General features: G+C 26.9%; 13 protein-coding genes and 2 pseudogenes. All 15 read right to left on the bottom strand.

Annotated elements, in window-relative coordinates; all coding sequences use genetic code 11:
* Positions 1-17: 17 nt before the first annotated feature.
* Positions 18-945, bottom strand: a pseudogene (locus IPK18_07285) (NAD-dependent epimerase/dehydratase family protein).
* Positions 939-1658, bottom strand: a pseudogene (locus IPK18_07280) (glycosyltransferase). Before IPK18_07280 ends, IPK18_07285 begins: the two co-directional pseudogenes overlap by 7 nt.
* Positions 1598-1834, bottom strand: coding sequence for a glycosyltransferase family 2 protein (locus IPK18_07275; protein ID QQR96723.1), 237 nt, complete (start codon positions 1832-1834; stop codon positions 1598-1600). Before IPK18_07275 ends, IPK18_07280 begins: the two are co-directional and overlap by 61 nt.
* Positions 1835-1852: 18 nt before the next feature.
* Positions 1853-2965: a glycosyltransferase family 4 protein gene (locus IPK18_07270; GenBank protein QQR96722.1), complete on the bottom strand. Its 1113-nt coding sequence runs from the start codon at positions 2963-2965 to the stop codon at positions 1853-1855.
* Complete coding sequence (locus IPK18_07265) at positions 2962-4053, bottom strand: acyltransferase (protein ID QQR96721.1); 1092 nt, start codon at positions 4051-4053, stop codon at positions 2962-2964. The genes IPK18_07270 and IPK18_07265 overlap by 4 nt, the downstream gene beginning before the upstream one ends.
* Entirely contained in the window at positions 4050-4679 is a 630-nt protein-coding gene (locus IPK18_07260) for an acetyltransferase (protein QQR96720.1), read from the bottom strand. The genes IPK18_07265 and IPK18_07260 overlap by 4 nt, the downstream gene beginning before the upstream one ends.
* Positions 4676-5605, bottom strand: coding sequence for a glycosyltransferase family 2 protein (locus IPK18_07255; protein ID QQR96719.1), 930 nt, complete (start codon positions 5603-5605; stop codon positions 4676-4678). Before IPK18_07255 ends, IPK18_07260 begins: the two co-directional genes overlap by 4 nt.
* Positions 5602-6237 (bottom strand): HAD family hydrolase, encoded by a 636-nt coding sequence (locus tag IPK18_07250; protein ID QQR96718.1) that lies wholly within the window; start codon positions 6235-6237, stop codon positions 5602-5604. The genes IPK18_07255 and IPK18_07250 overlap by 4 nt, the downstream gene beginning before the upstream one ends.
* 1 nt (position 6238) lies before the next feature.
* Positions 6239-7210, bottom strand: coding sequence for an ATP-grasp domain-containing protein (locus IPK18_07245; protein QQR96717.1), 972 nt, complete (start codon positions 7208-7210; stop codon positions 6239-6241).
* A complete protein-coding gene (locus tag IPK18_07240) occupies positions 7198-8028 on the bottom strand; it encodes an NAD(P)-dependent oxidoreductase (GenBank protein QQR96716.1) in 831 nt (276 codons plus the stop codon). Before IPK18_07240 ends, IPK18_07245 begins: the two co-directional genes overlap by 13 nt.
* A gap of 106 nt (positions 8029-8134) precedes the next feature.
* The gene (locus tag IPK18_07235) at positions 8135-9979 is read right to left on the bottom strand and encodes a hypothetical protein (GenBank protein QQR96715.1); all 1845 of its coding nucleotides are present in this window, start codon (positions 9977-9979) and stop codon (positions 8135-8137) included.
* 67 nt (positions 9980-10046) lie between these two features.
* Positions 10047-11201 carry a dTDP-4-amino-4,6-dideoxygalactose transaminase gene (gene rffA, locus IPK18_07230; protein QQR96714.1) on the bottom strand — a complete coding sequence of 385 codons (1155 nt, stop codon included), beginning with the start codon at positions 11199-11201 and terminating at the stop codon, positions 10047-10049.
* A gap of 122 nt (positions 11202-11323) precedes the next feature.
* Entirely contained in the window at positions 11324-12238 is a 915-nt protein-coding gene (locus IPK18_07225) for a glycosyltransferase family 2 protein (protein ID QQR96713.1), read from the bottom strand.
* The gene (locus tag IPK18_07220) at positions 12223-13032 is read right to left on the bottom strand and encodes a glycosyltransferase family 2 protein (GenBank protein ID QQR96712.1); all 810 of its coding nucleotides are present in this window, start codon (positions 13030-13032) and stop codon (positions 12223-12225) included. The genes IPK18_07225 and IPK18_07220 overlap by 16 nt, the downstream gene beginning before the upstream one ends.
* Entirely contained in the window at positions 13033-13938 is a 906-nt protein-coding gene (locus IPK18_07215) for a hypothetical protein (GenBank protein QQR96711.1), read from the bottom strand. It abuts the gene before it with no gap.
* Positions 13939-13941 lie beyond the last annotated feature (3 nt).

Below are 13941 nucleotides of genomic sequence, written 5' to 3'. Positions count from 1 at the left end.
ACTAAATATTAGAACTTTTAATTAATGTTCCATGATTCTAATATTTTTTTAATACCATCTCTATATGATAATAAATCTCTAGATAAAAGTTCTTTCATTTTAGATATATCTGGCTGTCTTTTAGTCATATCTCCTTCTTTTAGTGGTGGAAGGTGGATAATTTTGGAAGATGAATTGGTCAACTCTATAATTGTTTCTGCTAACTCTTTTATTGTAATTACAACATCATTGCCTATATTATAAACTTCATTGTTATATTTATCTTGATATAATGTTGTTAAACATGCATCTAAATTATCATCAATGTAACAGAATGTTCTTGTTTGCAATCCATCACCATATACAGTAATATCTTCATTGTTTAGTGCTGCATTTAAGAACTTAGACATTACAAAATCTTGGCTTTGTTTTGGTCCGTATGTATTAAAGAATCTAAAAATAACATATTCTAATCCATATTCTTGATGATAAGATCTACAATATGCTTCACCGATGTTTTTTACAACAGCATAAGGAAGTCTTGAGTTTAGTGGTGTTGTATATTCATTTTGTGGTAAAGACACTGGTTCTCCATACACTTCAGATGATGAAGAATAATATATTTTTTTAACGCCTGTATTTTTTTGAAAGTTGTAATATATTTTCTATTCCTTTGATATCATCTAAAACCATAATTGGGTTCTGTAATGTTCTTTGTACACCAACTACTGCTGCGTAATGAAAAACATAATCAAAATGGTATGCAGTCATTATTGCAGCAAGTTCATTATAATTATTAGCATCACATTTTATAAACTTACAGTTTTTATTTTTTGGAATATTATTAATATTTCCTGTTAATAAATTATCTACTAATACTACAAAATGATCATCATTTTGCAATAGTTTATCTGCTAAAGAACTGGGAATAAATCCAGCTCCACCTGTTATAAGAATTTTTACCATTTTATTAATATGTTTTTTATTGTAGCATAAAATGCTTTTGTTTTTAATACGCTAATATCTGTAAAAATTGTTTTACATAGATATTTTATACTTTTTAGCTTGTATTTTGGTGTTGTTGCCAAATGTACAGCAATATATAAATCAGCGTACATTTGAATTGTATTTAACTGTTTTGAAAATTTCTGTTTTACAATTTCATCTTTAAAAACAGATTTTGTGAATGCATCCAATCTATCAATAATTTTTTGAGCATCCATAGACCTTACGCTTCTAGCATCATGGTCAATTATCAAAGAAGTTACGTCATTAGAATAGTACAGTGGATATCTAGCTGCTAGCTTTAACCATAAATCATAATCTTCAGAAGCAGATAAAATTCTTGTTTCGTTGAATGGCAAAAATTGAATAATATCTTTTCTAATAAAAACGCCATTACAACTCAACGGATTACCATCGCAAATGATATCATTAAGCGTTTCTCCTTTAAAATTATTTACTTTATTTCTGATGCTTTTGTCTGTTTCTGCCCATGCATATGCAAGATGAAACCATTCCGGATGGTTGTATTGATTTATTAGCTTATTGGCAACTAATAGATGATTGTCTATTGCAATATCATCACTATCAAAAAAGTTTATATATTCTCCTTTTGCTAAATTTGCTCCGTAATTTCTTGCTGCTGCTCTTTCTGCATTATTTTTTTGTGGTAGGTAACTTTCTCATTTAAAAATTGACTGATTACTTCTTCAGTATTATCTGTACTTCCATCATCAACAATAATAATCTCGTAATTTTTATAATTTATTTCTGCTAAAGATTGAATAGTCTCTGCAATTAAATGAGCTCTGTTATATGTTGGAACTACTATGCTTATGAATGTCTCATCCATAGGACGAAAATAGTAAAATTATATGGAATAAATCTTCTCTATTGCTTTAACTTTGTTTTCGATAGTGAAATTTTTAGCAATTTCTAAGCCATTTATTTTTAAATGATTGCACAATTTCTCGTCAGTTAGAAGTGCTTGTATTGCTTCAGTGATTGCTTCGCTATTTTGATATGGTACAACTAAACATGTTTCTTTATCTTTTGCAATTTCAGATCCAATACCTGATTTTGTAAAGATAGATGGTACTTGGCAGAGTAATGCTTCGATATAAATTTGTCCAAATGCTTCAGAATACTCATCAATTGGGCAATGTACGAAAATATCAAAACTATGAAACAGTGCTACATTATCTTGTTCGAAAGAGATTTCTGTGTATGCTTCTTTTGGTAGTTTTTGCAATAGTTCATGTATTTCATTTTTATAATCTCCATTTGCATTTGCGAGAACTAAGTGTATGTTTTTATCATTTTCATATAACTTTTGAAATGCTGGAATAATATTTTGTACACCTTTCCAAAATGTAAATCTAGAAATAACGCCAATTATTCTTTTATTAGTTGGAATTTGATGGTTTGATTTTACATTAGCTATTCTTTCTTCAGAACATGACAAAAAACTATCTATTGGATAACCATGATGAATAATAGTAATTTTTTGTTCAGATACATTTTCTTGTTGCACTAAGATATCTTTTACCATTTGTGTAATGGCAATAATATGTGTTGATTTATTATTTACCCATTTATCGAATTTAACGCCACTTGGTGCATATTTATGATGATAATTAGAATAATGTCTGGTATAGATTCTATGTTTAGTTCTTGCTAACCAAGCAGCCGTGATTCCAATTAATCCACCTTCAAAAAGATGTGCATGAACAATATTTGGCTTTGTCTTTTTTAGAATTTGATATACATTTTTGATGGCAGAAAGCACATCTTTTTTACTATAATAAGGAATGTGATAGAATGGAATTTGATGTTGCTCACAGAAACGATGTAATGCTGTATCTGAAGTATCATTAATAGAAATGAAAGAAAGCTGAAATTGTTTATTATCAATTCTTTCAATTAGCCATTCAAATTCGAGTGCTTTATCTATGTGTGATATAATATAAGTGATGTGTGTCAAGAAAATCTTTTGTCTTTTATTTTTAATAACTTTAATTCAATATGCTTGTATGAAGGGTAACTAATTACCAATGTGGGGATGAGTGTCAGGGTGTAAAATCCAATCTTATATGGTGCAACATTTGATCTAAATAAATGATTGTTTATTGCAGGTGGCAAGAACGTACGCAATGGGTGATGCATATAGGTTCCGTAGGATATCAACCCAAGTCTACTTAATAATTTACTTCTTAGATTTGCTCTTCTATCTTCGATTGTGGGTGGTATAAGTATACTGAAAACCATTGCTCTTAGTGGTGGATTGCATTTGAAGAATACGATTAATAACACTAAAAAAATTGACAGTAGAAATAAATAATTATTCTTAAATATTATTATTATCCTATCATTAAAATAATATTTTATATATGCAAAGAAACCGCCAACGCTCATAATTTCTATAGGAAAATAAATAAGGTATTTTGTAAAAGGCAGATTATATGCTTTATATAATGTTAATAATGTTGGAAGAAGGAGTGGGGTGGGTATGAGGGTTTCTGTTTTGGTAAAATTAACAATATTTGGCCAAATCAAATAAAACTGTTCCTCTACACTAATTGACCATGTTTGTGCAGCTCCAACAACAGGAATTCCTAAATTTGATAACAAAAGAAAATACACAATAATACTCCTAAAACTATATGGCTCTGATGAGTTTATTAATTTAATATAATATGTTTCTGTATTAAAAAAATTTGTAACATTAACTATAAATGGAATAAAGAGGAATGAAATTATTAAGATAATGTAATACAAAGGCCAAATTCTAAAAATCCTTCTTAGATAGAAGTTTCTAATATTTATTTTATTTTTTGTTTCTTTTTCTAAAAGCAACAAATATGTAATTAAGAAACCGCTTAATACAAAAAAAAGATATACTGCATTTTTACCAAGATTAATAATAAAATAACTAACTCCATTTACACCAAATAAGTTTATAACATCAATTTGTGAATTATATTGTTCTAAGTGATGAAATACGACACATAAAGCAGCTATCGCTCTAGGCTCATTTAATCCATTGAAATGTATCTTCTTACCTTGCATCATCGTATAAATCTATATGGATTACCAACATATAAACCTGGTTTTTCTATATTATTAATCACCACAGTTCCGCCTCCTATTTGTGTATTTCTTATCACTGTTAAATTATCAATTACAGTTGCATTTATGCCTATTATACATTGTTCTTCTATGTTAATGAAACCAGCTAAAGCAACTCTTGGTGATAAGAAGCAATGCTTCCCAATTTTTGTATCATGAGCGATAGTACAACCTATATTTAAAATTGTATTCTCTAATATATTTACATTTGCATCTATAGAACATGATGGGTAAATAACACATCCTTGTTTTATTATTGCACTTGGGTCTTGCCAAACGGTAGAATGTATTATTTTTCCAAATGGTATTCTTTTATCAAACCTATCATACAATTCTTTTCTTTTTTGTAGATGTTTATATCCTATACCTATTATTAGTTCATCAAATAATTTTTGTTGGTAGCACGATTCTATATCTTCTGTATTGCCTAATATTTTATATCCTTTTATTTCTTCTTTAGTTTCAAAATCATCGAAGAAAACAATATTGCTATAATGTTTATCTGCAATGGCATAGTATGCTATTTGCTGACCTAAATCGCCAGACCCAATTATAGCTAAGGTTTTCATTCTATATTAATTTTTGATTTGATAGAAGCTAATGGTCTTTGCTTTACTTCTTTATATATTTTCCCAACATATAAAGAAACTATACCTAGAAAAAAGAGTTGTAAGCCTATTCCTAAGATTATACTTGCTATGATAGATGGCCAACCAGATTGAAAGTCAATAAAAAATAATTTCAGAATTAGTATAATAAATAGACTCATTATACTTAATAGTGAAATTACTGCTCCAACGCGTACAGTTATTTTTAATGGTAGTTCTGAATAATCAAAAATTGCATCAAAAGCAAGATTCATTTTTCGTTTAAAATTAAATTTTGATGTGCCTGCGAATCTTTCTCTTTGGTCGATATTTATGGTTGTCCAATGTTTAGAAATATTAATAAAAATACCTTCTATAAATCTATTAGATTCTTTGTATTGTATGAATTCATCTGCAAAATCTCTATTAAACATCCTCATCACAGCTATTCCTTTTGGAATATTTAGTCCTGTAAATTTGTTTAAGGTGCCCCAAAAAACTTTAGAAAATATTGTATTTACAAAAGAATCCTTTTTTTCATTTCTGATGCCCCAAACTAAATCATATCCTTCTTCTATCTTTTCAATAAATCTTGGTATTTCTTTTGGTGGGTCCTGTAAGTCTGGATCCATATATAAAATATAATTTCCAGTGGCATGTGCTATTGCTGTTGAAACAGCAACTGCTTTACCTTGATTGTAAGACAATACAATAAGTTTGATTTTATTGTTTGCTTTGGCTTGTTCTTTAAGAATTTCTACAGTTTTATCTTTGCTTCCATCATCAACAAAAACATATTCATAGTCATAAGTTGTTTTGTCTAATACTTCTTTCGTCTCTTTTAGAAACTGTAGTATTACTTCCTCTTCAAAATAAACTGGAACTGCTAATGATATTTTCCCTTTCATAAGAAATCGACAATTTGTTGTAAGTTAGCAATTTTATATTTTGAAGCTGGATAGAAATTATCTCTATCTATCAATAAACTATTAAAATTTAGTTTAATTGTTGGTTGAATATCAAGCTTAAGTGAATCTCCAATATATAATATTTTTTTTGGGTCAATATCTATTTTTTTAAGCACTGCTTGGTAAAATTCTGTTGATGGCTTTGCACTACCCACATCTTCTGAAACAATAATATCAGAAAAAATATTTCCAAAATTATTCTGTAGTTTTTCATTAAGTGTAGTATTAAAATTTGAAGCAATTCCTAATGGTACATTTAGTGATTTTAGTATCTCTGTATCATCAAATTTTTCCCAATCTAAATATGTGCAATTACTAAAAACTGCATCTACAATTTCGTTTGTTGGTATAATTCCAAATAATTCTAATAATGTTGTATTAAAATTTAAATAAAAATCTTTTGAAGTTCTATCAGGAAAATGGATTATTTCTGATAGTAATTTATGTTTAAATTTAATTTCTTCTAGAGTAACTTGATAACCAAATTGTGATAAGGTATCTTGTATATTCTTGTACAATTTTGGCTTATACAACAATGTGCCAGCCACATCAAATAATATATATTCTATCATATTAATATATTATATGTTTTGAAGATGAGTTATTTAGTTTTTCTTCGTTTGTAGCATCTGGGTAAATTATGTCTAATAAGATTCGTGTTGCAACTCCTTGTATAGGATTTGGCTTCTCTGGTTCTTCATTATATAAATATTCTTGTATTGTATACTTTACATCCTGAAATCCTAATTTATGTCTTATTGAGTTTGTTCCAGAAATTCTGCAATTAATTTCAAATGGGATAATGTCTCCATCGTTTGTAACAATACTTTGTATATTAAAACTACCTCTTAATTTGTTGAATGCAACCATCTTCTTTACAATCTTTAACAGTTCTTCATCATATATTGTAGTTACTTTAGATTTCGAAGTTGTGCCGTTTGTCAATTCTCTTTCCATTGTAAAAATACCATGTATTTTATTTTGTTGAGTAATATAAACTGCTGTTGTAATCTCAACACCTTCAATTAATGGTTGAATGATATAATCATCACTTAATCCTTCTAAATTATTTGGGTTTTTCAGAACACCTCTTGAGCCGCGACCTTCTCTGGGTTTTGCAATAATTGATGATGCTTGGTTATTATAATCATGAATACTCCATGTTGTTGCAAATGGAATATTATTAGAGAAATGATGTTTGTAAGTTTCGTACTTATCTAAATATATCTTTGCAATATCTGCATTGCTTACTGCTACTTTACAGTTTATTTTTTGTTGGTTTAATGAAATATAATAAATTTCATAATCTGTTGTGGGTATAATTAAATTTACTTTTTCTGTCTCAACTATTTGTTGAATTGTTGTAACATAGTTTAAATCATAAGCATATGGAACTTTATAGGTTTTATTACACAGATAGTTTCCTGGTGTAAATGTTGCAATATCTATTCCAATAATATTTATATCTGGAAAGGAATCTCTAATATTTCTAAGTACACCTTGCCCAACATTACCACCAATTCCTGTAACGATTATTGTTTCCATTTTATATATTCAGCTATTTTTTCGTTTAGATTACTACTTGGTTTCCAATTCAATATAGTTGTTGTTTTTTCATTGTTATAATATATTGACGTAGATTTATCTTCTTGTTCATAAATTATATCTGTTGGAACCATCATTGAAATTATTGTTGCAATATCTTTATTTGAATAAGAATGTAAAGATACTGCTAATAATATTTTATTTGTACAATGAACAAAATTATCAATGATTTTAGTAATATAAGTTGCAACATCATCAACAGAAATATAGTTTTGTTGCCTCGATCCATCGCCCCAAATAGTTATTTTTCTATCATTAATTGCTTGATTAATATAGTTTGGAATTAGTGTATTTTCTTTCATGCCAATACCATACATAGATGATAATCTTAAGATACAAGCCTGTTTGGTTTGAAGTACTATACTTTCTGCCCACAACTTAGAAATGGCATATTCTGATATTGGCTTAATTGGTGAGTTCTCTGTGATAATATTTCCATCTAATTTATAAATAGATGCTGTTGATACATAAATAATTTTAGCATCTTTAAATTTTTCTATGATTACTTTGGTTAATTGTACATTAACATTAAATAGTATATCTGTTGTTGGTGAATAATTTCCTGAAGCAACAGCGGCGTGTACCATAATAATAAAATCAGGATTAAAGTCTATATCATTAATTCTCTCTGAGGAATGCACTATGACATTATCTATAATTTCATCATTAATATCGATACCTACCAATTCATATTTTGATAGTTTTTTTATAAGATATCTACCTAAGAAGCCTGATATGCCTGTGATTAATATTTTCAAATTATATTTTTTCGATATCTTTAATATTATTAATAAATTCTTTATTCTTCCATTCTATAGTTGAAAATTTTAAGCATTACAAAACAAATGTAAATTATATATTTTATTATAAAATTGATTTATTTTTTTCATTGTTTAATTTTAGAATATAGAATCGTTCGCCTGATTTTGAATCTACAAATTTTTTATTTATAAGTTGATTTAATTGATTACTTAATACTACATCTTTAGTTGTAATTAGATATTGAATATTGTATTCATTAATAAAGTCTATTTGTGATTGCTCAATATTTACAAATTTATTATTTTGTTTTTGAGTTAAAACATATCTATAGAATATACTCGTTTCAACTAAGTTTTTCTCTGCATCATATAGAACGTTATTTTTATCTAAAGGAATATCAAAAACAGATAAAGAAATTGGTTGATATTTACTACTCAAATATGCTAAGTATAATCCTGGAGTATAATAGTTAGATATTTTTTTAAAATAGCTATTATAGTTCTGTTTTGAATAAAGGAATACTCCATTAGTATTTTTATCTATAATTGATTCAATAGTACTTTTTATATAATTAGCTTGATAATTATTTTCATTTTTTCCAGTTATAGTTTGTGAAAAATTAAATATTATAATTATGAGCAGAACTAATGTATAAATATATTTTTGCAATGGTATCCCATCTTTAAGTATTGTCAGATAGAAAATAATAACTATAGCAATTATCAATGGCAATATTATATTTGAATATAATTGTACAGAATTATCCATTTTATGCAAAACTGCCCAAGATAAAACACTGATAGCAAGAAGTAATAGACTAAATAAAACTAACTTATTATAACGTTTGAATAATGTCCTTAATCCTATTGTATTTATTATTAGTAACGGTAAAAAGACAACAGCTGTTTGAATAATACCACCTATTATTATATTTATTAGTGTTCTAATATATTTAGTGTCAAATATATTAGTGTCAAGGACACTTAATTGACTAATATTTTTATCTGAAAGGAAATGATAGAAAATATAAATTAGAATTGTGTTTATAATTAATATTAAATTTATATAAATATATTTATTGTTTTTTTCATTAAAAAAGAAAATAAGTGAATAGAAGATAAAAGTAGTTGCATAAATTATTGGTAAGGTTGTGCTATAACAAATAGATAGAAAGAGTACTCCAGATAAAATAATTTTATTGTTATTATCTTTTAAGAATCCTATTATTATAAAAATAATAAATAAATAGATTGTAAAAACCTTGGTATTGCTAAAGATATATAAACAAAATGTACTTGATGCTTTTAGAAAATCAATCCTATCGTACAAAGATAAGTATATGCCTGAGATGAATAAAAGCAACAAAAGTGACAGATTTATTATAAACTTAGGATTGAGAATGCGACTTGCGATAACTAATATTCCCATATATACTAAAACTATACCAAGTGGATATGTTCCAAAAATTAATTGTGTAAGCTCTGCTTGATTAAATATTTTTGCTAAGATTGCATTCAACCATATTTCAAAATAATGATATGGTGCTACTCCAGCTGTCTTAGTGTTAATATAGTCTATGTTAAAATTCTCAATTGTTGTATTCCAAATAAAAGCAGATAATTTTGAATATTGTATATAATCTATATGTGGTAAAACATAATAAGGTGTATTGTAGTATTTATAAAAGAATACAGACAAAATAAACAATGAGCCTAATAATATAAGCAATACTTGTGAGAAAATATTTTTCTTTACAATCAAATCTTTATTTTGTTGTATACTATTAGATTTTAGGTCATTTAATAGCACGCAAACTGGAATAATTAGAAAAATCATTATTGTTTTACCTTTTGTCTTTATTGTTGCAACTAAAAATATTATAATAATTATCCCTATGATAGTCTTAAAGAAAGTATCTTCAATATCATATTTAGAATTTATTCTCAATATTTTAAATACAATAGTTCCTATTAAGTAAAATAAGAATAGTGCTATAATTATATTTATATAATATTTAGAAAATAAAATCAATTCCATAAAAATCAAAAATTTTCCTTGTAATATAATCTATTTGTTCATTTTTTAATTCGTAGAAAAATGGCAATCTTATTAAGCAATCTGTGTATTTATTTGCATTGGGAAGTGCGCTACCTTGACACTCTTTCTTATAAAACTCTGATTCATGTAAGGATAGATAATGAAATACTGCCCAAATATTATTTTCTTTTAAATAATTAATTAATGCTGTTCTTTCTTCTAAATTCTTGCATATAAAATAAAACATATGTGCATTGTTCGTTGCAAAGTCAGGAATAATTGGTAATTGTATAATTCCTTTTTCTTCTAATGGTTTTAATATCCCATAATAATAATTCCAAATTTCTTTTCTTCTATTTTGTATATCATCTAAGTTTTCTAATTGTGCATATAAAAATGCTGCTATAATTTCTGAAGGAAGAAATGAACTTCCCATATCGACCCAACTATATTTATCTACTTCACCTCTAAAGAATTTTGTTCGATTTGTTCCTTTCTCTCTAATAATTTCTGCTCTCTCAATAAATTGTTCATCATTTATTACAAGCATTCCACCTTCTCCTGAAATAATATTTTTTGTTTCATGAAAAGAAAATGTACCTAAATGTCCTATGCTACCTAATGGTATTTTTTTACCTAATTTGTTTGTATAAAAACTATCTATGGCTTGAGCAGCATCTTCTACAATAAATAAATTATTTTTCTTGGCAATGTCCATTATCTTGTCCATATTGCAAGCAATTCCTGCATAGTGTACTACAATTATTGCTTTGGTTTTAGGCGAAATCAGTTGTTCAATCTGATCTTCATCTATATTTGGATTATCTGAATGTGAATCTGCGAATATAATTTTTGCTCCTCTAAGTACAAATGCATTTACAGTACTAACGAAGGTATAAGATGGTGCTATCACTTCATCGCCATCTTTAATATTCAATAGTATTGCAGCCATTTCTAATGCATCCGTACATGATGTGGTAAGTAAGCATTTCTTAAATCCGTATTTGTTTTCAAAATATTCATGACATTTTTTTGTAAAAAAACCATCTCCTGAAATTTTACCTTTTGCAACTGCTTCTTCAATATATTTAGTTTCTTTACCTGTAAAATATGGTTTATTAAATGGAATCATCTGACAACTATAATGATTGAGTATTTACAATGTGTTCTATATGATTATATGTTAATTTTAATAAGTACAGTCATAAAGATACTAATATTTTACCATTTCATAAATATAAAAACCGTACAGGTTTACTTATATGCTTTAATTTTTTGAATTGAAGACAAAATACCAATTAAACGAAATGTGATAAAATCTATGGAAGTAATATTTGGAAGCAACTTATATAATAATATTAATATTTTTTCGAAAGGAACGAAAGAGTTATATATTATATCTTTAGCTGTAGATTTTGCCTTAGAAATTTCAATAATTCCTTCTTTTTCAGCATATTTCTGACTTATATACCCTCTGTACTCTCTATCTAAATAACCATTAATATCAACCCTATCTTGTTGATTATGAAAGCAAGTAACTGGTGTATATGCTTTTAATTCAATATTACATTTTTTTAGCTTATTAGATAAATCAATATCCTCTCCTTGAAATATAATAGATTCGTTGTATCCATTTATTTTATTAAATATTGATTTACTTATTAGTAGAGAACCACTACCAATACCACTAATCTTTTCAAATGTATTATTCCAAATCAATTTCTTTGAAATTCTACCTTTCATTGTATTATAATCTGCATTTAATATATATCTGCCTATTTTGCTCTTTTTAAGTTGTATATTAAGTTGCTTTGGATATTCCCAATTTAGACAATAAACTGAGTTATTGTCATCTTGATTCATTACGATATTAAATGCATCTATAGTTTGTTCAGTAATCCACATATCATCGTCTAAGAATAGAAGCCATTCTGTTTTTGCCAATGAAGCTCCATAATTTCTTGCTACAGAAACACCATTTTTTGGATTTTTATGATATTCAATTTGTGTAGATATAATTTTATTAGTAAGTGAATTTCCATCATTAATTACAAATACAGTAATGTTTGTATTTTCAATAGCAATAAGAATCTGCTCTAAAGTTTGTTTTAGTATCTCAGGACGATTTTTTGTTGGAATTATTATACTTAGATTTATATCTTCAGCCATTCATCTAATTTATTAATCATCATTATTTTAAAATTATTGAAATTTTTTTGATAAAAGTTTTGTTCATTCTTCTCCATCAGAATATTTTTCTTTCCTGCACTGCCTCCCATTTTATGTACTATTTTTGTTGTTGCAAGATAGTAATTTTTATATCCTAATTGTACAAAATTGTAACACCATTGTACATCTTCCCAATACATAAAATACTCATCATTCAATTTATTACTGGGCAATTCATTTAAAAGGCTTTTCTTAAACATAAAAAATGCACCCCAAACCCAATCTACTTCTACAGTCTCATTGTGATCAAAGAATGAACCCAACAATAGTTTGCCTGCTTTTTGTTTGGACATAAATTTTTGAATTCTAAATAATTCAATTAATTTATACTTTATCGAAGGGAATCTTTGTGCAACAGATTGATATTTACCATCTGGGAAAATTAACTTACATGATAGTGCTCCAATATTATTTTGAGATTTATAAAAATCCAAACTTGTTTTAATGCTATTCTCAATTAATTCTGTATCACTATTTAATAACAAAATATATTCTCCAATTGCATGAGAAATGCCCAGATTATTTCCACCTGCAAATCCTAAATTTTCTTTAGATTTAATCAATTTAATATTTGGGAATTTCTCTTTGAACAAATTTGCATCGCATTCAATAGAAGCGTTATCTACTAAAATAATTTCATACTCAAATCCATTATTATATTGATACAAACTTTCAATGCACTTTGTAGTTAAATCAAAAGTATTATAGTTGATAATGACTATTGAAATATCCATTTATTTTATTTGTAGAAAAGGAAATAGCTTAGAAATTCTAGAATAAGTAATTGAGTTTTTTAGAGTAAGCTGAAATGGTGTTAGCGGGAAAATAGGTTCCTCTATAATATTTATTAATTCATTTATATCTTTGGATTTAATATATTTTAGTGTTGGCCAAACTTCTGGTTTTGCTGGATGAAAATTTTTTATATATTTAAAATTATATTCATTTATTGATCTCCATAATAAAAAATAACTTAATCGCATTTCATTCTTCTCAAGTTCTTCAGATGAATGACCCCAATTATCCACTTTATATTTCATTTCTTCATCAGATCTGGACCAAGTATCATGAATTACGTAGTTTGTAGTATAATGGTTAAAGTAATCATTCTGTCTTGCACGTAAATAGTTTGGTTTATTTGTTGCCATTGGTATTATTTCTGGCAATTTTTCTTCAAAATCTATAAGCAAATATCCATTCTTTGTTCTTTTAAAGAGTGGTATGAAAGGGCAAGAAACATTTATTGGGTGCTCATTCCCAATTGGGTTTTCGTATATTCTTTTCAAATCCTCTACAAACTTCGGAAAATCTAGAAAATATTCATCGCTATCTATTTGTATATGCCAGCCACCTTGACCCATTCTTTCTGCAATCATAGTTCTATGCCTATTGCAGTTTTCTCTTGAATTTAATTCTGGCAATGAGAAATCATCTTCATAAATATCAATTTTATTTTGTGTATCAACATCTTTTACAAATTTATAAAAAGCATCATTGTCAATTTCATATGGATTGCACTTCCATGAATGTCTGTCTTTGTCAATGGCTAGACAAATAATATCTGCCTCTTTATATACACGTGGTAAAGAATGTTTTAGAAACTCCCAATCATATGCTACACAAAATCCTACTTTTATCATATT

The organism is Sphingobacteriales bacterium, assembly GCA_016699615.1.
GTDB lineage: Bacteria > Bacteroidota > Bacteroidia > Chitinophagales > JADIYW01 > JADJSS01.
Note: the sequence above shows the minus strand (reverse complement) of the source record. Positions and strands in the feature narration are given on the sequence as shown.

What these genes read in the sequence shown, in the direction of transcription:
- IPK18_07255 (QQR96719.1), bottom strand. Translation starts at nt 5,605, where the DNA reads ATGAAAGGGAAAATATCATTAGCAGTTCCAGTTTATTTTGAAGAGGAA.
- IPK18_07245 (QQR96717.1), bottom strand. Translation starts at nt 7,210, where the DNA reads ATGGAAACAATAATCGTTACAGGAATTGGTGGTAATGTTGGGCAAGGT.
- IPK18_07215 (QQR96711.1), bottom strand. Translation starts at nt 13,938, where the DNA reads ATGATAAAAGTAGGATTTTGTGTAGCATATGATTGGGAGTTTCTAAAA.
- IPK18_07260 (QQR96720.1), bottom strand. Translation starts at nt 4,679, where the DNA reads ATGAAAACCTTAGCTATAATTGGGTCTGGCGATTTAGGTCAGCAAATA.
- IPK18_07225 (QQR96713.1), bottom strand. Translation starts at nt 12,238, where the DNA reads ATGGCTGAAGATATAAATCTAAGTATAATAATTCCAACAAAAAATCGT.
- IPK18_07265 (QQR96721.1), bottom strand. Translation starts at nt 4,053, where the DNA reads ATGATGCAAGGTAAGAAGATACATTTCAATGGATTAAATGAGCCTAGA.
- IPK18_07275 (QQR96723.1), bottom strand. Translation starts at nt 1,834, where the DNA reads ATGGATGAGACATTCATAAGCATAGTAGTTCCAACATATAACAGAGCT.
- rffA (QQR96714.1), bottom strand. Translation starts at nt 11,201, where the DNA reads ATGATTCCATTTAATAAACCATATTTTACAGGTAAAGAAACTAAATAT.
- IPK18_07250 (QQR96718.1), bottom strand. Translation starts at nt 6,237, where the DNA reads ATGATAGAATATATATTATTTGATGTGGCTGGCACATTGTTGTATAAG.
- IPK18_07220 (QQR96712.1), bottom strand. Translation starts at nt 13,032, where the DNA reads ATGGATATTTCAATAGTCATTATCAACTATAATACTTTTGATTTAACT.